At 68.4% G+C, this 17,141-nt stretch carries 19 protein-coding genes; 12 read left to right on the top strand and 7 right to left on the bottom strand.

Going from position 1 to position 17,141, the window contains the following annotated elements; genetic code table 11:
• Positions 1 to 24 precede the first annotated feature (24 nt).
• On the bottom strand, positions 25 to 2,325 hold the full coding sequence (locus AC6LKD_RS19320) for an NADP-dependent malic enzyme (RefSeq protein WP_498117141.1): 2,301 nt from the start codon (positions 2,323 to 2,325) through the stop codon (positions 25 to 27).
• A 107-nt stretch (positions 2,326 to 2,432) separates the two neighbouring features.
• Between AC6LKD_RS19320 and AC6LKD_RS19315 the strand changes: the two genes are divergently transcribed.
• The 5 genes from AC6LKD_RS19315 to AC6LKD_RS19295 all read left to right on the top strand — a co-directional run bounded on the left by AC6LKD_RS19315 (position 2,433) and on the right by AC6LKD_RS19295 (position 6,527).
• Positions 2,433 to 3,401, top strand: a complete 969-nt coding sequence (locus tag AC6LKD_RS19315; protein WP_498117140.1) for a LysR substrate-binding domain-containing protein — start codon at positions 2,433 to 2,435, stop codon at positions 3,399 to 3,401.
• A 106-nt stretch (positions 3,402 to 3,507) separates the two neighbouring features.
• Positions 3,508 to 4,056, top strand: a complete 549-nt coding sequence (locus tag AC6LKD_RS19310; protein ID WP_013395902.1) for a hypothetical protein — start codon at positions 3,508 to 3,510, stop codon at positions 4,054 to 4,056.
• Positions 4,053 to 4,547 carry a hypothetical protein gene (locus AC6LKD_RS19305; RefSeq protein WP_013395903.1) on the top strand — a complete coding sequence of 165 codons (495 nt, stop codon included), beginning with the start codon at positions 4,053 to 4,055 and terminating at the stop codon, positions 4,545 to 4,547. The genes AC6LKD_RS19310 and AC6LKD_RS19305 overlap by 4 nt, the downstream gene beginning before the upstream one ends.
• A gap of 134 nt (positions 4,548 to 4,681) precedes the next feature.
• On the top strand, positions 4,682 to 5,488 hold the full coding sequence (locus tag AC6LKD_RS19300; RefSeq protein WP_498117139.1) for an AraC family transcriptional regulator: 807 nt from the start codon (positions 4,682 to 4,684) through the stop codon (positions 5,486 to 5,488).
• Positions 5,489 to 5,570: 82 nt separating this feature from the next.
• On the top strand, positions 5,571 to 6,527 hold the full coding sequence (locus tag AC6LKD_RS19295; protein WP_498117138.1) for a DMT family transporter: 957 nt from the start codon (positions 5,571 to 5,573) through the stop codon (positions 6,525 to 6,527).
• Here AC6LKD_RS19295 and AC6LKD_RS19290 read toward each other — a convergent pair.
• Positions 6,514 to 6,996, bottom strand: coding sequence for a MarR family winged helix-turn-helix transcriptional regulator (locus AC6LKD_RS19290; protein WP_013395906.1), 483 nt, complete (start codon positions 6,994 to 6,996; stop codon positions 6,514 to 6,516). The two genes, AC6LKD_RS19295 and AC6LKD_RS19290, sit on opposite strands and share 14 nt — an antisense overlap.
• A gap of 132 nt (positions 6,997 to 7,128) precedes the next feature.
• On the opposite strand from AC6LKD_RS19290, the gene AC6LKD_RS19285 reads away from it, so the two are divergent.
• A complete protein-coding gene (locus tag AC6LKD_RS19285; RefSeq protein ID WP_498117137.1) occupies positions 7,129 to 8,532 on the top strand; it encodes an MATE family efflux transporter in 1,404 nt (467 codons plus the stop codon).
• 67 nt (positions 8,533 to 8,599) lie between these two features.
• On the opposite strand, the gene AC6LKD_RS19280 is transcribed toward AC6LKD_RS19285, so the two are convergent.
• The gene (locus AC6LKD_RS19280; protein ID WP_013395908.1) at positions 8,600 to 9,490 is read right to left on the bottom strand and encodes a LysR family transcriptional regulator; all 891 of its coding nucleotides are present in this window, start codon (positions 9,488 to 9,490) and stop codon (positions 8,600 to 8,602) included.
• Between the two features lie 124 nt (positions 9,491 to 9,614).
• Between AC6LKD_RS19280 and AC6LKD_RS19275 the strand changes: the two genes are divergently transcribed.
• Both AC6LKD_RS19275 and AC6LKD_RS19270 read left to right on the top strand, forming a co-directional pair.
• Positions 9,615 to 10,028 (top strand): SEL1-like repeat protein, encoded by a 414-nt coding sequence (locus AC6LKD_RS19275; RefSeq protein WP_041654287.1) that lies wholly within the window; start codon positions 9,615 to 9,617, stop codon positions 10,026 to 10,028.
• Complete coding sequence (locus AC6LKD_RS19270; RefSeq protein ID WP_013395910.1) at positions 10,025 to 10,795, top strand: sulfite exporter TauE/SafE family protein; 771 nt, start codon at positions 10,025 to 10,027, stop codon at positions 10,793 to 10,795. The genes AC6LKD_RS19275 and AC6LKD_RS19270 overlap by 4 nt, the downstream gene beginning before the upstream one ends.
• A gap of 9 nt (positions 10,796 to 10,804) precedes the next feature.
• On the opposite strand, the gene AC6LKD_RS19265 is transcribed toward AC6LKD_RS19270, so the two are convergent.
• Both AC6LKD_RS19265 and AC6LKD_RS19260 read right to left on the bottom strand, forming a co-directional pair.
• Positions 10,805 to 11,629 (bottom strand): SDR family NAD(P)-dependent oxidoreductase, encoded by an 825-nt coding sequence (locus AC6LKD_RS19265; protein ID WP_498117136.1) that lies wholly within the window; start codon positions 11,627 to 11,629, stop codon positions 10,805 to 10,807.
• A gap of 219 nt (positions 11,630 to 11,848) precedes the next feature.
• Complete coding sequence (locus AC6LKD_RS19260) at positions 11,849 to 11,998, bottom strand: hypothetical protein (RefSeq protein ID WP_498117135.1); 150 nt, start codon at positions 11,996 to 11,998, stop codon at positions 11,849 to 11,851.
• Positions 11,999 to 12,242: 244 nt separating this feature from the next.
• On the opposite strand from AC6LKD_RS19260, the gene AC6LKD_RS19255 reads away from it, so the two are divergent.
• The gene (locus AC6LKD_RS19255; RefSeq protein ID WP_013395913.1) at positions 12,243 to 12,575 is read left to right on the top strand and encodes a hypothetical protein; all 333 of its coding nucleotides are present in this window, start codon (positions 12,243 to 12,245) and stop codon (positions 12,573 to 12,575) included.
• Positions 12,576 to 12,606: 31 nt separating this feature from the next.
• Here the strand turns inward: AC6LKD_RS19255 and AC6LKD_RS19250 are convergent, their stop codons facing one another.
• Positions 12,607 to 13,143 carry a GNAT family N-acetyltransferase gene (locus tag AC6LKD_RS19250; protein ID WP_013395914.1) on the bottom strand — a complete coding sequence of 179 codons (537 nt, stop codon included), beginning with the start codon at positions 13,141 to 13,143 and terminating at the stop codon, positions 12,607 to 12,609.
• Between the two features lie 7 nt (positions 13,144 to 13,150).
• Complete coding sequence (locus AC6LKD_RS19245; RefSeq protein WP_498117134.1) at positions 13,151 to 13,723, bottom strand: helix-turn-helix domain-containing protein; 573 nt, start codon at positions 13,721 to 13,723, stop codon at positions 13,151 to 13,153.
• A 97-nt stretch (positions 13,724 to 13,820) separates the two neighbouring features.
• Here AC6LKD_RS19245 and AC6LKD_RS19240 point away from each other — a divergent pair, with 97 nt between their 5' ends.
• From AC6LKD_RS19240 to AC6LKD_RS19230, 3 genes are all read left to right on the top strand, one after another.
• Positions 13,821 to 15,365, top strand: a complete 1,545-nt coding sequence (locus tag AC6LKD_RS19240; protein WP_498117133.1) for a phospholipase D family protein — start codon at positions 13,821 to 13,823, stop codon at positions 15,363 to 15,365.
• 6 nt (positions 15,366 to 15,371) lie between these two features.
• Positions 15,372 to 16,031: a DNA oxidative demethylase AlkB gene (gene alkB / locus AC6LKD_RS19235; RefSeq protein WP_013395917.1), complete on the top strand. Its 660-nt coding sequence runs from the start codon at positions 15,372 to 15,374 to the stop codon at positions 16,029 to 16,031.
• Positions 16,032 to 16,127: 96 nt separating this feature from the next.
• On the top strand, positions 16,128 to 17,120 hold the full coding sequence (locus AC6LKD_RS19230; RefSeq protein WP_498117131.1) for a formylglycine-generating enzyme family protein: 993 nt from the start codon (positions 16,128 to 16,130) through the stop codon (positions 17,118 to 17,120).
• The last annotated feature ends 21 nt before the right edge of the window (positions 17,121 to 17,141 follow it).

Raw genomic sequence — 17,141 nt, 5'->3', positions numbered from 1 at the left:
GAATAGGCGCGCGCAAGAACAGGATCAGGCCGAGGCTTCGGTCCGGTTGGCGTCCAGCACCGTCATCGCGGTCATGTTGATGATGCGGCGCACGGTGGAGCTGGAGGTCAGGATGTGCACCGGTGCATTGGCGCCCAGCAGGAACGGACCCACCGCCACGTTGCCGCCGGCCGCGGTCTTCAACAGGTTGTAGGCGATGTTGCCCGAGTCCACGTTCGGGCACACCAGCAGGTTGGCCTGGCCCTTGAGCGAAGACGAGGGCAGGATACGCATGCGCAGCGCTTCATCCAGCGCGCAGTCGCCATGCATCTCGCCGTCGATCTCCAGGTCCGGCGCGGCCTGGCGCACCAGTTCCAGCGCGCGGCGCATCTTCGCGCCCGAGGCCGAACTGCCCGAACCGAAGTTCGAACGCGACAGCAGCGCAACCTTGGGCGCCAGGTTCATGCGGGCCATTTCCTGCGCCGCCATCACCGTGAACTCGGCGATCTGCTCGGCCGAGGGCTCGTCATTGACGTGCGTGTCCACCAGCACCACCGTACGCTCGTTGAGCAGCAGGATGTTCATGGCGGCGTACACATTGTGGCCAGGGCGGCGGCCGATGACTTCGTCCACGAAGCGCAGATGGTCGTGATACGCGCCCACGGTGCCGCAGACCATGCCGTCGGCATCGCCCAGGTGCACCATCATCGCGCCGATCAGGGTCAGGCGGCGGCGCATTTCCACGCGCGCCATTTCCTTGGTGATGCCGCGGCGGCACATCAGTTCCCAGTACGTGGTCCAGTACTGGTGGAAGCGCTCGTCGTATTCCGGGTTGGTGACCTCGACGTCCTCGCCCAGGCGCAGCCGCAGGCCGAACTTCTCGATGCGCGACAACAGGACCGCGGGGCGGCCCACCAGGATGGGACGGGCCAGGCCTTCGTCCACGATCACCTGCACCGCGCGCAGCACGCGTTCGTCTTCGCCTTCCGTGAACACAATGCGGGCCTTGCCGCCTTCGCGCACGATGCGCTTGGCCGCCGAGAACAGCGGCTTCATGAAGGCGCCCGAGTGGTACACGAACTGCTGGAGCTGCTCTTCGTAGGCTTCCAGGTCCGCCAGCGGACGCGTGGCCACGCCGCCTTCCATCGCGGCCTTGGCCACGGCAGGGGCGATGCGCACGATCAGGCGCGGATCGAAAGGCTTGGGAATCAGGTACTCAGGGCCGAACGAAATATCGTAGGTGCCATAGGCCGCCGCCACCACTTCGTTCTGCTCTTCCTCGGCCAGCTCGGCGATGGCGTAGACCGCCGCCTTTTCCATTTCGCGCGTGATGGTGGTGGCGCCCACGTCCAGCGCGCCGCGGAAGATATAGGGGAAGCACAGCACGTTGTTGACCTGGTTCGGATAGTCCGAACGGCCCGTCGCCATGACCACGTCGTCGCGCACCGATTGCGCCACTTCCGGCAAGATCTCGGGCGTGGGATTGGCCAGCGCCAGGATCAGCGGGCGCGGACCCATCGCCGCGACCATCTCGGGCTTGAGCACGCCGCCGGCCGACAGGCCCAGGAATACGTCGGCGTCCTGGATCACTTCGGCCAGCTTGCGCGCGTCCGTCTTCTGCGCGAAGCGCGCCTTGTCCGGGTCCATCAGCACGGTGCGGCCTTCGTAGACCACGCCTTCGATGTCGGTGACCCAGACATTTTCCAGCGGCAGGCCCAGGTCCACCATCAGGTCCAGGCAGGCCAGCGCGGCCGCGCCTGCGCCGGAAGTCACCACCTTGACCTGCTTGATGTCCTTGCCCACGACCTTCAGGCCGTTGATGAAGGCGGCCGAAACGGTGATGGCCGTGCCGTGCTGGTCATCATGGAAGACCGGGATCTTCATGCGTTCGCGCAGCTTGCGCTCCACGGTGAAGCACTCCGGCGCCTTGATGTCTTCGAGGTTGATGCCGCCGAAGGTGGCTTCCAGGCCGGCGATGATCTCGACCAGCTTGTCCGGGTCGGTCTCGTTGATCTCGATGTCGTACACGTCCAGGCCGGCGAACTTCTTGAACAGCACCGCCTTGCCTTCCATCACCGGCTTGGAGGCCAGCGCGCCGATATTGCCCAGGCCCAGCACCGCGGTGCCGTTGGTGATCACGCCCACCAGGTTGCCGCGGCCGGTGTAGCGGTACACATTGGCCGGATCGGCCACGATTTCTTCGCAGGCTGCCGCCACGCCGGGCGAGTACGCCAGGGCCAGGTCACGCTGGTTGACCAGCGGCTTGGACGCCACGACGGAGATCTTCCCCGGGGTGGGGAACTCGTGATAGTCCAGTGCTGCCTGGCGGTCCGATTGCGTATTCATGGGGCAGAGCCTCCTTGTCTTGATATAGGAAAAATTCTAGGCTTCAATACATAAGCAGATCATTACTTTTTAATATCGTTCCATAATCTTTATATTATGCATTGCCTATGACAGCCTTTGATCCGGACCTCGTTATCCGGAAACTGACCTCGCGGCTGAAGATGCGCCACCTGGTGCTGCTGCTGCAGATCGAGCAGCACGGCTCGCTGACCCGGGTGGCCGAGCACATGGCCACCAGCCAGCCCGCCGTGACCAATGCCCTGGCGGAACTGGAAAGCATGTTCGACGTGCCCCTGTTCGAACGCTCGGTGCGCGGCATGACGCCCACGCCCCTGGGCGCCGTGGTGCTGGCGCGGGCCCGCGCCCTGGTCCACGACCTGGGCCATCTGGTCCAGGAAATGGAGGCCGTGGCGGCCGGCCACGCCGCCCATCTAAATATCGGCGTCATCCCTTTCGTGTCCGGACAGATGCTGTCGACCGCCATCAGCCGCACCCTGCCCCAAGGCCGCCGGATCACCGCCACCATTCACGAAGGCCAGGGACCGGCGCTGCTGCGTCAGTTGCGCGACCACACCCTGGACATGGTGGTGGGCTGGGCCACGCCCTCGGTCGACATGGAAAGCCTGGGCTTCGAAGTGCTGTACCACCAGCAGCCGCGCCTGATCGCCAGCCGCCGGCTGGCCGCCCGCCTGGGCCGGTCAAAGCTGGAATGGAACCGGCTGGCCGACCTGGACTGGATCCTGGGTACGCCGGACAGCCCGATCCGCGAACAAGTGTCCGAGATCTTCCTGCGCGCCGGGCTGGCGCCCCCCACGCCGTCGGTGCAGAGCGATTCAGCCAAGCTGATCGGCGAAATGATCGTGGCCAGCGACCGCGCCGTCGCCATCCTGCCCGCCGACATCGCCGACGAACTGGTGCGCATTGCCGGCGCGGCCATCGTGCCGTATTCCTTCGACTGGACCCTGCCGCCTATTGCCCTGTTCACGCGCGCCGGAGACTTGCGCCGCAACGTCGACGCGCTGTTCGCCGCCGCGCTGCGCGAGGCGTACACCAAGGGTGCGCGCGCGTCCGTCTGAACCGCGCGCGGCAAGAGAATTGCCAACAAATGCAAATACGCTCGCGCCGCGGCGGCGCGCGCTCCTATACTTCCCGCGCCAAGCAACAAGCAGGAGGGCACGCAGTTTGTTCACACTTCCGCCTATCAACCCGGGCCGCGGCGCGATTGCCCTCATCGCTCTGGCCGCGCTCGCCGGATTGTCCGGCTGCAGTTCGCTGCTGAGCGAAGGCACGGGCGCCGCGGCCGGTATCGCCGGCACCGCCATCGCCAACAAGGTCACTGACAATGCCACCGTCGCCACCGGCATCGGCCTGGGCGTGCAGGCCGGCGCCAAAGCCGCGCTGGCCTATGCCCAACGCAAGACCCGCGGCGAAGAGCAGGACGCCATCGCCATGGCCGCCGGTCCGCTGGCAGTGGGCAAGGTCGCCAACTGGCAGGTCAAGCACCAGTTGCCCATCGAGAGCGATGCGCAGGGCCAGGTCACCGTCAGCCGGCTGATCGGCGGCGTGAACCTGGAATGCAAGGAAGTGGTCTTCTCCATCGACACGCCCGCCGACAAGGCCGGCGCCGATCCGCTGCGCGAGTTCTACGTCACCACCGTCTGCCGCGACGGCGAGCACTGGCGCTGGGCCAGCGCCGAGCCCGCCACCGCCCGCTGGGGTTCCCTGCAGTGAGACGCGCCGCAAGTCTGCTGGCGCTGGCCGCCTGCCTGGGACTGGCCGGCTGCCAGAGTTCCTCCATCGGCGGCGCCACCGGCGCCGTGGTCGGCACCATCAGCGGCGCCGCCACCGCCAATCCGGTGGCGGGCTACGCCATCGGCGTCACGGTGCAGGCGGCGGTGGACGCCACGGTGAAGTACGTGCTGCGCGAATGGAAGAACGACCAGCAGAACGTCATGGCCAATGCGGCCGGCGCCCTGCCCATCGGCCAGGTGCGGCAATGGGAAATCCGCCAACCGCTGTCCGTGGGCAATGAGCGCGGCGGCATCCAGGTGGTGCGCGACATCGCCACGCCACTGACCCATTGCCGCGAAGTGCTATTCACGGTAGAGCAGAAGGACGCGCCCGCGCCCGCCTATGCCAGCATGATCTGCCAACAGCCAGGCGGCCAATGGAAGTGGGCCGCGGCCGAGCCCGCGGTGGCGCGCTGGAACGGGCTGCAATAGCGTGAACGGCTGAGCCCACGCGCGGACCGCAGGAGCGCCTGCCGCAGGGTCACCTGCCGCAGGATCGCCTGCCGCTTGCTCCCCCCAGGGCCGGCGGGCGATACTGGCCGCAAGCCCTTTCCTCCCCACTCCCCATGAGCCCAGGCCAGTTCGTCATGCAACGCAGTGCGCTCGCCGGCGTGCAGGCCGTGGCCGCGCACAGCCGGCACGCGTTCGCGCGCCACACGCACGAGCAGTTCGGCATAGGCGTCATGCGCCAGGGCGCGCAGGTCTCGGCCAGCGGCCGCGGCCAGGTCGAGGCCGGCCCCGGGCACGTCATCACGGTGAACCCCGGCGAAGTGCATGACGGCGCCCCCATCGGCGACGGCGGGCGCGCCTGGCAGATGCTGTACCTGGATGCCGAAGTGGTGGCCCAGGCCGCGGCCGAACTGGGTGCAAGCGGGGCCAGCTACGAATTCGAACACCCGGCGCAGGACCGCCCGGCGCTGGCGCGCGACGTGCTGGCGTTGTATGCGCAGGCCACCGCCGGCGCGACGCCTCTGGCCTGCGACGCGCTGCTGCTGCGCATCCTGGCGCAGGCGCGCGACCGCGACGCAGCGCGCTTGGCCCGGCCGCTGCGCGCCGCTCCCGACGCCATCCGGCATGCCCGCGCCCTGATCGACGACGACCCGGCTGCCGCGCTGTCCCTGGCCGACTTGGCCGCGGCCAGCGGCCTCAGCCGCTACCAGGTGCTGCGGGCCTTTGCCCGCGACACCGGCCTCACGCCTCACGCCTACCAGGTGCAACGCCGGCTGCTGCTGGCGCGCAGCCTGATCCGGCAGGGCTCGCCCCTGGCCGATGCCGCAACCGCGGTCGGTTTCGCCGACCAAAGCCACATGACGCGGCTGTTCGTGCGCGCCTACGGCGTATCGCCGCGGCGCTACGCGCTGGCCGCCAGCTGAGCGCTGCAATTTCGTTCAAGACCCGGGCTCGCCGACCGGCTTAGCCTGTGCGCCTTGCTCTCACAAAGGCGTGGATCGGGTCATGAACAATCGGATGCGGGGCTATTGCTATCTGGCAGCCGCCATGGTGCTGGTGGGCAGCACGGTGGCCGCCAGCAAAATCATCGGAACGGGTTTGCCCCCCTTCACCGCGACCGCCCTGCGCTTCGCGATCGCCCTGCCCTGCTTCGTCCTGCTGATGGCATTGACCGGCGCGCGCCTGCCGCGGCTGGACCGGCGCGACTGGCTGCTGCTGGTGGCCCAGGCCACCGCCGGCAGCGTCGGCTACACCACCCTGCTGATCGCCGGCCTGCAGCGCGCATCGGCAGTGGACGGCGGCATCATCCTGGGCACCTTGCCGCTGGTGTCCGCCGCCATTGCCATGCTGCTGCTGGGCGAACGCCCCGGCAAGGCCACGCTGGCCGCCATCGTCGCGGCGGCCTTCGGCGTCTGGCTGATGATGCGCCATTCGGCCGGCGCGGGCGGCGCAAGCTCGTTGGTGGGCAATGCGCTGATCCTGGGCGCAGTGCTGTGCGAGGGACTGTTCATCCTGTTGAACAAGCGGCTGCGCCAGCCGGTGGCGCCGCTGGCGCTATCCACGCTCATGACAGGTTTCGGGCTGGCGTTCTCGGCCGTGGCCAGCGTGGCGGAAGCACCCTGGACCCTGGGCCTGCCCGCGCCGGCCCTGGCCGCGGTAGCCTATTACGCGCTGGTGCCCACGGTAGGCGGCTTCCTGCTCTGGTATGCGGGCGCGGCCCGCGTCAACGGCGCCGAAGCCGCCTTGTTCACCGCGCTTGCACCGGTATCGGCGGTGGCGCTGGCCGCCGGACTGCTGGGCGAATCCCTGGCTCCCGCGCAACTAGCGGGCATGGCGTGCGTGCTGGGCGCGGTGGTGGCGCTGGGCTGGTCCGGGGTCCGCTCGCGCGGCAAGCCGCCAAGCGCCGGACCCGAGGCTCCCCGCCACGGCCAGCAAGCTCACACAGGCCCTAGCCGCGGCTGAACGCCAGCGCGAACTCGTCGGAAAAAATATCAGCCAGCGAGCGCCGCAACGCGGCTGCCCGCTCGGCGCCATAGGCGGCCTCGAAGCGGCGCTGCGCGTCCTTCCACAGGCGCTTGGACTCGGCCAGCTTGGCGCGGCCCGCCTCGGTCAGCGCCACGCGGCGGCTGCGGCCGTCCAAGGGGTCGCGTGACATCTGCACGTAGCCGTCGCGCTCCAGGGGCTTGAGGTTGTGCGCCAGCGCCGAGCGGTCCAGCACCATGATGCGCGCCAGGTCCGTCATGGACGGCGTGCCGGCGCGCGCGATGTGCACCAGGATGGAATGCTGCGACACCTTCAGGCCGCAAGGCGCCAGCACCGTGTCGTACAGCTGCGAGACGCGCCGGGTGGCCTTGCGCAGCGCCGCGCCGTTGCAGATGAGCGGATCGGGCGCAATCGGGGCGGCTGTAGCGGCAGGCTGTTCGTCAGACATGAGAGGCGCAAAAAAGTGGAGGACGGCAAGGACTCAACGCTACCGCCGGGTTGGGTCCGAGTCTAGCCCATTCTTGACTTTTATTGGCATATGCACGTAAATATCCCAACGCCATCCACGGGTTCCTTCCCTATGTCCGCGCCCGCTGCTCCTCGCCCCGCCAACGCGCGCCTGCAGGCCATGCTGCACGCGCCCATCGCGCCCACGCTGGCGCGCCTGGCGTGGCCGAACATCCTGATGATGCTGGCGCAATCGTCCACGGGTTTGATCGAGACCTGGTTCCTGGCGCGCCTGGGCACGCCGGTGCTGGCAGGGGTGGCCCTGGTGGTGCCGGTGCTGATGCTGATGCAGAACATGTCGCAGGGCGCCATGGGCGGCGGCATCTCGGCCGCGGTGGCCAGGGCGCTGGGCGGCGGCCGGCAACGCGAAGCGGACCAGCTGGTGCTGCATGCCGTGGTGCTCAACGGTTTGCTCGGCCTGGCCTTTTGCGCGCTGCTGTTACTGGGCGGTTCTTGGCTGTACCGCAAGCTGGGCGCCGAGGGCGAGGCGCTGGTGGCAGCCCTGGCCTATTCCGACGTCATCTTCGGCGGCATCGTCCTGATGTGGCTGATGAACGCGTTCGCCAGCGCCATACGCGGCACCGGCAACATGCTGGTGCCTGGCGCCGTGATCTGCGGCGGCGCCTTGCTGCTGATCCCGCTGTCGCCCTGCCTGATCTTCGGCTGGGGCCCGTTCCCCGCGCTGGGCGTGGCCGGCGGCGGCTGGGCCCTGGTGATCTATTACGCCGTGGGCGCGCTGATCCTGGGCCTGTACTGCGCCAGCGGACGCAATGCGGCGCGGCTGGTCCCCAGCCGCCTGTACCCGGGCCTGATGCGCAACATTCTCAGCGTGGGCGCGCTGGCCACCATCAACCCGTTCCTGACCAATGCGCTGGTAGCGCTGACGGCCGCCCTGGTCGGCGCCTATGCCGGCACCGCGGCGGTCGCCGGCTACGGCATCGCCGTGCGCCTGGAATACCTGCTGATGCCCATCGCCTTCGGCCTGGGCGCGCCCATGGTGGCAATGGTGGGGTCCAACATCGGCGCGGGCCAGCTCGAACGCGCCCTGCGCATCGCCCTGACCGGCGGCGCAATGGCCTTTGTGCTGGCCGAGGCCATCGGCCTGGCGGCCGCGTTCTTTCCCGAGGCCTGGCTGCGCCTGTTCGGCGCGCAGGACCACATGCTGGAAGCCGGCGCCAACTACCTGCGCACCGTCGGTCCGGTCTACGGCTTCTTTGCCCTGGGCTTCTCGATGTACTTCGCTTCGCAGGGTGCCGGCCGCCTGAAATGGCCGCTGATCGCGGGGTTCCTGCGCCTGCTGATTGCCATAGGCGCCGGCGGCATCGCCCTGCGCCTGACGGGATCGCTGAGCCTGTTCTTCGCGGTCGCGGCAGTGGCGATGTGCGTCTACGGCCTGGTCATCCTGGGCGCCGTCGCGTCGGGCTCCTGGTTCGAACGCGCGCCGTTGCGCAAGCGCCGGCTGTTCGCGCGTTCATAATGCCCGCGCCGCGGATGCGCGCGCCTGCAACATATCTCGGGAGGCGTGAGCGTCACGCAATACCTTCTCAGGATGCAGGCGCGTCGCGCAGCGCGTACTCCACCAGTTCGGCCGCATAGGCCGGCAGCGTGTCGCGCACGCACAGCACCAGGTCGCGCGCGGCCCAGTCGTCGGCCAGGGCCACGCGCCGCACGCCCGCCGCGCGGCCATAGCGCAGCGCCGCCACGCGCGGCACGATGCCTATGCCGACGCCCTGCCCCACCATCCGGCACACCGCGTCGAAGCTGCGCAGCCGCACCCGGTACGACAGGGCCTTGCCGCCGCGGCGCGCATGATGCGCGATGTGCTCCTGCAAGGCGCTGCCTTCGACCAGCCCCACGAATTCCTGGTCCGCCACATCGGCCAGCAGCACCGACGCGCGGCCCGCCAACGCATGGTCCGGCGGCACGATCAGCGTCAAGGGGTCGTGCCGGAAGGTCTGCGTGCGCAGGCCGTGCAGATCGGCCGTATCGGCCAGCACGCCGATGTCGCAAGTCCCCGCGCGCAGCGCATCGGCAATCTCGTGGCTCAGCCGTTCTTCCAGGTCCACGGAGACGCGCGGATGGTCCTTGAGAAAAGCGCCCAGCACCGGCGGCAGATACTCGCTGAGCGCGGTGGTGTTGCACAGCACGCGCACATGCCCCTTCAACCCCAGGCCGTAGTGGTCCAGTTCGCCGCGCATGCGGTCCATCTGCGCCAGCACCACGCGCGCGTGATGCGCCAGCGTGCGGCCCGCCGGCGTGGGCTCGACCCCGCGCGCCTCGCGCAGCAGCAGCGGCACGCCCAGCGTGTCCTCCATGCCGCGGATGCGTTCGCTGGCCGACGCCAGCGTCATGTGGGAACGCCGGGCCCCGGCCGTGATGGAGCCGGTTTCCTGCACATTGAGGAATAGCCGCAGATCGGTAAGGTCGAATCGCATGCGAAAAGCGTAGCACGGCGATCCTCAGGCTGAGCCATAGGATCGCTACGCGAGATCCCGATACAGATTCAAGGACGCAGGGGACCAAAATGAAGCCCCAGCCCTTTCAATCCGGGAAAAATCCATGAATATCCTCAAACCACGACGCGCCCCCGTTCACTGGCCTGCCCTCGCCCTGCTGGCCTTGACCCTGCATGGCTCAGGCATGGCCGAAGCCGGCAGCCTGGACCCGCACACCACGCCCGCGCAGAAATACGCGCTGGCGCTGGAAGCCCAGACCCAGGGCGACTATGCCGCCATGGCGCAGTGGCTGCGCGCCGCCGCGGGCGACGGCCATGCGCCCGCGCAGCGCATGCTGGGCATTGCGCTGCTCGGCGGCCCGGCCCTGTATGGGGAGTCCCTGCGCGCCGACCTGTGCGAAGGACGGCAATGGCTGCTGCGCGCGGCGCGCCAGGACGGCGCGGGTACTGACGACGTCGCCTATGCCTTGTTCGGCCGCCCCCGCGCCGGCCTCACGGCCCACTGCGAGCCAGCATGACGCTTCCGGATCTGTTTCCCGGCAGCACGCCCGCGCTGCTTGCAATCGCCGTGTCCGTCTTCATCCTGGCCGGCGTGGTCAAGGGCGTGGTCGGACTGGGCCTGCCCACCATTTCCATGGCCATGCTGGCGCTGATCATGGCGCCGGCGCAGGCCGCGGCGCTGCTGATCGTGCCGTCGCTCATCACCAATCTCTGGCAAGCGCAGCCATGGCCCACGCTGCCCACGATGCTGCGCCGCATCGGCGCCATGCAGGCGGGTATTTGCGCAGGCACGATAGGCGGCGCGCTGTGGCTAGGGCCGCCCTCGGGACACTGGGCCAGCGTGTGCCTGGGGCTGGCGCTGGTGGCCTATGCCGCCTGGGGCTTGTTCGGCTCGCCGCCCAAGGCGCCGCAGCGGCATCAAGGACTGGCGGGCGCCGCGGTCGGCGCCGTCACCGGCGTGATCACTGCTGCCACCGGCGTGTTCGTGATCCCCGCGGTGCCCTATCTGCAGGCCCTGAACCTGGGCAAGGATGGCTTGATCCAAGCCATGGGTATCTCGTTCACGGTGTCCACCGTGGCGCTGGCGGCCGGCCTGGGCCTCAATGGCGGCTACACGTCCGCAACCGCCGGCGCATCCGTGCTGATGCTGCTGCCCGCGCTGATCGGCATGGCGCTGGGCACATGGCTGCGCGGCAAGCTGTCGCAGCAAGCCTTCAAGCGCTGCTTCATGGTGAGCCTGGCGCTGCTGGGCGCCTACCAGGCCGTCCAGGGTTGGACGGCCTGAGCCCGGCAGTCAGGCCGCCATGCGCCTTTCGTCCACGAAGCCGATCGACACGGACATTTCGCGCCAGCGGGCCAGTTCCTGCTGCACCGACTGGATCTTGGCGCGCGCCTGATCGAAGGCGTCGCGGCCCAGGAACAGGTGCAGGGGCGCGTACTGCGCCTGCGCCGCATTGATCAGCGCCTGGGCCATTTTGGCCGGATCGCCCTCCGCATCGCGCGCCTGCGCATTGCGCGCCGCCAGTTCCGGCGTCGCCTCGCCGCTCGTGGCCCGGGGCGCGCGCAGCGCCCCCGGATACACCAGCGACACCCGGATGCCGAAAGGCGCGGCCTCGGCGGCCAGCGCTTCGGTCAGGCCGCTGACGGCAAACTTGGCGGCGCTGTAGGCCCCCCAATCGGCGCGGCCGCCATCGAAGCCCAGGATCGAAGAAATATTGAACACGTGGCCGCTGCGCTGCGCGCGCATGCGCGGCAGGGCCGCGCGGATCACGTTCAGCGTGGCGAATACATTGATGTCGAACGTGCCGCGCAGGTCCTCGTCCGGCAGGCTGTCCAATGCGCCGCGCAGGCCATGGCCGGCGTTGTTCACCACCACGTCCAACCCGCCGAAGGCCGTCACCGTGGCATCCACGGCGCGCTGCACGTTGCGCGCATCGGCCAGATCCACCGTCAGGGGCAGGAACTGCCCCTCCAACTTGGCGCCCACGGCGTCCAGCAGCGCATCGCCATCCGGCGACGTCGCCGCCACCTTATGGCCCCTATCCAGCAACATCTTCACCAGGACCAGACCCAACCCCGCGGAAGCGTCCGTCACCAACCAGATTTTTTCGGTATTCATGCGATTCCCTTCCCTTGCGTACGCTGCCGGCAACGCGCCCGGCAGCCCGGCGGAACCCGCGCATCCGCAATGAATGCGCCGCCCCGACCTTGGAAGAGATGGTAAGAATCGCGAGTCTGCGCGTACAGGCTCGTTCTTGCGTGAAACCTGCCTATTCCTGCAACGCTGTGTTCCGCGCCAGCCCGGCCCCTGCACACTGCATGGAGCCTTGCACAGGCCTCAGCCCAGCGCGCTGCGGTAGTGCTCGCTGTCGAAGGCGGGCGCGCTGGCCGCCTGCGCCGCGGCTGGCGCCTGCGCCACCGCACCCGGCGTCTCGACGCCGAAAAGGGAAAGTTCCGCGTTGACCAATGCCAGTATGAAATTTGCCATGATGACTCCTTGGATTTCGCGTCCGGACCAGCGCGGGCCGCGCAGGTCTTATAGAGGACATGGATGCCATGGTGCGGGCTTGCCCGCCGGCCGTCCATTTGCTTTGTTCAATGGCGCCGATTGACGGGATGCAAGCCGGGAGACGCCCGGGGCCGGAATGACGGATAATTCGGGTGTTTTCCGCGGCGCCGCGGGAAACAGCACTTTTTTCGGGCCTTGCGCCCGCCCGCATTCGGAGTCAGTCATGCATCGCGGTATCGAGGCGATCGAAAAATTCATGGAATCCATCGGCCTGGCCTGGCGCCCCGGCTCGACCGAGCGCGCCGAGCTGAAAGTCAGCTACCGCATCGGCAATACCCGTCCGCTGGGCATAGACCGCACGCTGGTCGAGTTCCACTGCGATCCCAAGCGCGCCAAGGTCTGGGTGCCGGAATTCTCCCGCACCAGTTTTCATCAGTGGTTCGAAGTGCCGTACCAGGAATTCGAATTCACGCCCGGCGGCTCGATGCTGAAGATCAAGGCCCCGGCGCGCGGCAACGCTCCGCCGTACAGCGTGGGCATCAAGCCCCTGGCCTGAGCCCTGCTGCCGCCCGCGGCGGCAGCGTCCCCTACAGCTGCTTGTACATGATGGTGGTGCCGTCCAGCTTGGCGGCATCATGCGGGTCGCGGCTGAAACCCGGTATCACTCCCACGGTCTGATAGCCCTGCGACGCATACAGCGGCTCGGCGCTGTCGCCCGTGCGCGTGTCCAGCGTAATCAGGCTGCGGCCCTGGCGCCGCGCCATGGCTTCCGTCTCGGCCAGCAAGGCCCGGGCGATACCGCGGCGGCGGAAATCCGGATGCACCAGCAGCTTGCGCACTTCGGCGCGGTGCGGCTGGTTGGGCGGCGTATCCCAATCCAGCTGCACCGATCCCGCGATGCGTCCCTCCTGCCGTGCCACCCACAGCGCCGACTTGCCGCCAGCGATCGCCGGCAGCACCTTGGCGCGCCAAAAGGCCTGCGCCTCCTCGGACGAATACGGCAGGACGAAGCTGACGCTGGCGCCGTCCTGCACGCAGGCGCGCAGCAGTTCGGCCAGCTCGGGCACGAGGGCGTCGGCGGCATCCGCCGACAGAAGGATCAATTCGGGATTGGGATGGGACATGGTGGGCTCAGACAATGAAGAGCAGGTAGCGGGCGCCGCAATGCGGCGGGGTTGAAAATTCGCTGGCGCCGAACAGCTGATAACGCAGGCAATCGCCCTGGGACAGGCTATGCGCCTGCCCGTCGACCGTGATGGCCAGCTCGCCTTCCAGCATCAGCAGATGATGTTCCAGCCCCGGCCGGGGCGAACTGTCATAGGCAATGCGCGCGCCGGCGGCCAGTTCGCAGGCCAGCACCTCGCCCGCCAGCCGCTGCGCCGGCGGCGACACCGAGCGGCGGCGAAAGCCGGCGCTGGCATCCACCCACACGGCTTGCGCCTGCTGCGGCACCAAGGGCGCGAAATCGTCCTCGACCATGAGCATCAGGCGCGACATGGTCAGGCCATAGGCCCCGCACAGCTTGCCCAGCGCGCTGGCGGTGGGGCTGACCTCGGCGTTTTCCAGGCGGGACAAGGTGGCGCGGCTGAGACCGGCGCGGCCGGCCAGTTCGTCCAGGGACCAGCCGCGCTCCTGGCGCAGCGCCTTGAGCCGGCCGGCAATGCGCCGGTCCAGATCGGCTTCGGGGATAGCATTGTTTTCCATATAAGAGAATTTCTCTCAAATACGGAAAATGGTCAAGCCCCATGGGAAGACAGGAGCCGAAACCAGCGCGTTGCGCGATTTCGGCACAATACGGGTCATGTACCTGGCCAAACCCCTGATGATGACCGCACTCTGCCTGAGCCTGTTGAGCGGCTGCGGCTTGCCGCCGCTGGATAACCGCAGCGAATCCCGCGCCCTGACGCCCGAGGCGGCGCAGGATACCGCCCTGGGCCGGGCCATCGCGCCGCTGGCCGCCGCACATCCCGGCAAATCCGGCATCCACCCCCTGCCCGACGCCTACGACGCCTTCGCCGCCCGCATGCTGCTGGCGCGCGCCGCCGAGCGCAGCCTCGATGTTCAGTACTACATCTGGCACAAGGACATGACCGGCACCATGCTGCTGGAGGCCCTGCATGAAGCCGCCGACCGCGGCGTGCGCGTGCGGCTGCTGCTGGACGACAACGGCACCTCCGGGCTGGACCAGGAACTGTCGGCGCTGGATGCGCACCCGAATATCGAGGTGCGGCTGTACAACCCCTTCGTGCTGCGCTGGCCCAAGCCCCTGGGCTACGTAACGGACTTCAGCCGCCTGAACCGCCGCATGCACAACAAGTCCTTCACCGCCGACAACCAGGCCACCATCATCGGCGGCCGCAACATCGGCGACGAGTACTTCGGCGCGGCCAGCGGCGTGCTGTTCACCGACCTGGACGTGCTGTCCATCGGCGCCGCGGTCAATGACGTGTCGGTGGATTTCGACCGCTACTGGGCCAGCGACTCGGCCTACCCGGTAGACCGCATCCTGAAGAAAACCGCCCCCGGCGAGCTGGACGAACTGGAGCAGGCCGCCGCCCAGGTCGAGCGCTCTCCCGAAGCCGCCGCCTACGCCGAGGCCATGCGCAAGCTGCCTTTCATCCAGCAGCTGCTGCGCGGCGACCTGACGCTGGAATGGGCCGACACCCGCATGGTCAGCGACGATCCGCGCAAAACGCTAGGCACCGCCCCGCCGGAGGCAATGCTGCCGCATCAGCTGCATGAAATCCTGGGCACGCCCAGCACCGACCTGGAACTGGTATCGCCCTACTTCGTGCCGACCGCGGTCGGCACCCAGTCCTTCGCGCAGATGGCGCAAAGCGGCGTCAAGGTCAAGGTGCTGACCAACGCGCTCGAAGCCACCGACGTGGCGGTGGTGCATTCCGGCTATGCCAAGCGCCGCAAGGACCTGCTGGCCGCCGGCGTCGAGCTCTTCGAGATGAAGCGCCAGGGCAGCGAGGTCGAGCGCAACAAGAGCATGGGTCCGTTCGGCAGCTCAGGCTCCAGCCTGCACGCCAAGACCTTCGCCGTCGACGGCAAGCGCATCTTCGTCGGCTCCTTCAACTTCGACCCGCGCTCGGCCAAGCTCAACACCGAACTGGGCTTCGTCATAGACAGCCCCACGCTGGCGCGGCACATTGCAGACGCCTTCGAGAAAGACATACCCAAGTCCGCCTACCGCGTCTGCCTGGATGACAAGGGCCAGCTCTATTGGCTGGAACAGCGCAACGGCGAAACCATACGGCATGACACCGAACCCGGCACCACGGTGTGGCAACGCCTGTCGCTATGGTTCGTGTCGCTGCTGCCGCTGGAACCGCTGCTGTAGGCTGACATGGCGACCAACCTGGACCTGTTTGGCGACGATGGCGCGGCGCAAGGCGGACGCGTCGCGCTCGGCCCGCAAGCCGTGGTGCTGCGCGGTTTTGCCCTGCCGGTGGTGGACGCCCTGCTCGCCGGGGTCGACGCCGTGGCTGCGCAAGCGCCCTTCCGCCACATGGACACGCCGGGTGGCTACACCATGTCCGTCGCGCTGACCAATTGCGGACAGCTGGGCTGGACCAGCGACGCGCGCGGCTATCGCTATGCGCGCATCGACCCGCTCTCCGGCCAGCCCTGGCCCGCCATGCCCGAGGCCTTTTTGCGCTTGGCGCAGACCGCCGCGGCCGAGGCCGGCTTTCCCGGCTTCGAGCCGGACGCCTGCCTGGTCAACCGCTACGAGCCCGGCTCGCGGCTGTCGTTGCATCAGGACAAGAACGAGCGCGACTACGGCGCGCCCATCGTCTCCGTATCCCTGGGCATGCCCGCCATGTTCCTCTTCGGCGGCGACCAGCGCACCGACAAGGCCAGCCGCACGCCGCTGTTCCATGGCGACGTCGTCGTGTGGGGCGGCGTCGACCGCCTGCGCTACCACGGCATCATGCCCATCAAGGATCTGCCGCACCCGCGGCTGGGCAGCCAGCGCATCAACTTCACCATCCGCCGCGCCGGCTGAACAGAGCCGCTCCGGCATGAGGGTTCCCCGCGTCTGGCCGGCCGGACGCGGCGGCTCTACTATTGCGCACCCTCATGCCCCGTCACCCGGAATCCCATGCGCACACGCACCGCCCTGGCTTTGCTCTGCACCTTGATATCGGCGCCTTCCTGGGCGGCTGAACCGCCCGCCGTGATCGAAAATTCGCTAGGCATGACCTTTGTCCGCGTGCCCGCCGGCACCTTCCGGATGGGCAGCGACGAGGCGCCCGAAGCGCTCGCGCAGGCCTATCCGCTGTATCCAGCGGACCGCTACGCCCAGCTGTCCGACGAAGCGCCCGTGCATGCCGTGCGCATCACCCGCGCGTTCTACATGGAGCGCACCGAAGTCACCGTGGGCCAGTTCCGACGCTTCATCGAAGCATCCGGCTACGTGCCCGAATCGGAAGCCGACGGCACCGGCGGCTATGGCTACAACCCGCAGTACGATGCCGACAAGTCCGAACGCGGCGATGCCTTCGAAGGGCGCGACCGCCGCTATTCCTGGCGCAATCCGGGTTTCGCGCAAGGCGACGACCACCCCGTGGTCAACATCAGCTGGAACGACGCCACGGCGCTGGCGCGCTGGCTGACCCAGACCGAAGGCAAGGTCTACCGCCTGCCCACGGAAGCCGAATGGGAATACGCCTGCCGCGCCGGCACGCGCACCCGCTACCAGAACGGCGACGATCCCGCCGCCATGCCCGACATCGGCAACGGCTTCGATGCGGACGCCGCGCCGCTGTGGCCCAAATGGCAGGCGCACGCCTCCGCCCGCGCCGACGGCCATGCCTTCACCGCCCCGGTCGCCAGCTACGCGCCCAATGCCTTCGGCCTGTACGACATGCACGGCAACGCCTGGGAATGGGTCTCGGACTGGTATGGCGAGGACTACTACGCGCACTCGCCGGTGGACGACCCGCAAGGCCCCGCCAGCGGCAACGTGCGCGTGCGCCGCGGCGGCTCCTGGCATACCTGGGCGCTGTACACGCGCGCCTCCTACCGCAACTGGAACACGCAGGAAACCCGCTATCCGCTGGTGGGCCTGCGGCTGCTGCGGGAGGCGGATTGAGGCCTGGCCTGGGTCTAGAAT

Source organism: Achromobacter sp. D7-1 (genome assembly GCF_059760445.1).
Note: the sequence above shows the minus strand (reverse complement) of the source record. Positions and strands in the feature narration are given on the sequence as shown.

What these genes read in the sequence shown, in the direction of transcription:
- AC6LKD_RS19320 (WP_498117141.1), bottom strand. Translation starts at nt 2,325, where the DNA reads ATGAATACGCAATCGGACCGCCAGGCAGCACTGGACTATCACGAGTTC.
- AC6LKD_RS19315 (WP_498117140.1), top strand. Translation starts at nt 2,433, where the DNA reads ATGACAGCCTTTGATCCGGACCTCGTTATCCGGAAACTGACCTCGCGG.
- AC6LKD_RS19300 (WP_498117139.1), top strand. Translation starts at nt 4,682, where the DNA reads ATGAGCCCAGGCCAGTTCGTCATGCAACGCAGTGCGCTCGCCGGCGTG.
- AC6LKD_RS19295 (WP_498117138.1), top strand. Translation starts at nt 5,571, where the DNA reads ATGAACAATCGGATGCGGGGCTATTGCTATCTGGCAGCCGCCATGGTG.
- AC6LKD_RS19290 (WP_013395906.1), bottom strand. Translation starts at nt 6,996, where the DNA reads ATGTCTGACGAACAGCCTGCCGCTACAGCCGCCCCGATTGCGCCCGAT.
- AC6LKD_RS19285 (WP_498117137.1), top strand. Translation starts at nt 7,129, where the DNA reads ATGTCCGCGCCCGCTGCTCCTCGCCCCGCCAACGCGCGCCTGCAGGCC.
- AC6LKD_RS19280 (WP_013395908.1), bottom strand. Translation starts at nt 9,490, where the DNA reads ATGCGATTCGACCTTACCGATCTGCGGCTATTCCTCAATGTGCAGGAA.
- AC6LKD_RS19275 (WP_041654287.1), top strand. Translation starts at nt 9,615, where the DNA reads ATGAATATCCTCAAACCACGACGCGCCCCCGTTCACTGGCCTGCCCTC.
- AC6LKD_RS19270 (WP_013395910.1), top strand. Translation starts at nt 10,025, where the DNA reads ATGACGCTTCCGGATCTGTTTCCCGGCAGCACGCCCGCGCTGCTTGCA.
- AC6LKD_RS19265 (WP_498117136.1), bottom strand. Translation starts at nt 11,629, where the DNA reads ATGAATACCGAAAAAATCTGGTTGGTGACGGACGCTTCCGCGGGGTTG.
- AC6LKD_RS19260 (WP_498117135.1), bottom strand. Translation starts at nt 11,998, where the DNA reads ATGGCAAATTTCATACTGGCATTGGTCAACGCGGAACTTTCCCTTTTC.
- AC6LKD_RS19255 (WP_013395913.1), top strand. Translation starts at nt 12,243, where the DNA reads ATGCATCGCGGTATCGAGGCGATCGAAAAATTCATGGAATCCATCGGC.
- AC6LKD_RS19250 (WP_013395914.1), bottom strand. Translation starts at nt 13,143, where the DNA reads ATGTCCCATCCCAATCCCGAATTGATCCTTCTGTCGGCGGATGCCGCC.
- AC6LKD_RS19245 (WP_498117134.1), bottom strand. Translation starts at nt 13,723, where the DNA reads ATGGAAAACAATGCTATCCCCGAAGCCGATCTGGACCGGCGCATTGCC.
- AC6LKD_RS19240 (WP_498117133.1), top strand. Translation starts at nt 13,821, where the DNA reads ATGTACCTGGCCAAACCCCTGATGATGACCGCACTCTGCCTGAGCCTG.
- alkB (WP_013395917.1), top strand. Translation starts at nt 15,372, where the DNA reads ATGGCGACCAACCTGGACCTGTTTGGCGACGATGGCGCGGCGCAAGGC.
- AC6LKD_RS19230 (WP_498117131.1), top strand. Translation starts at nt 16,128, where the DNA reads ATGCGCACACGCACCGCCCTGGCTTTGCTCTGCACCTTGATATCGGCG.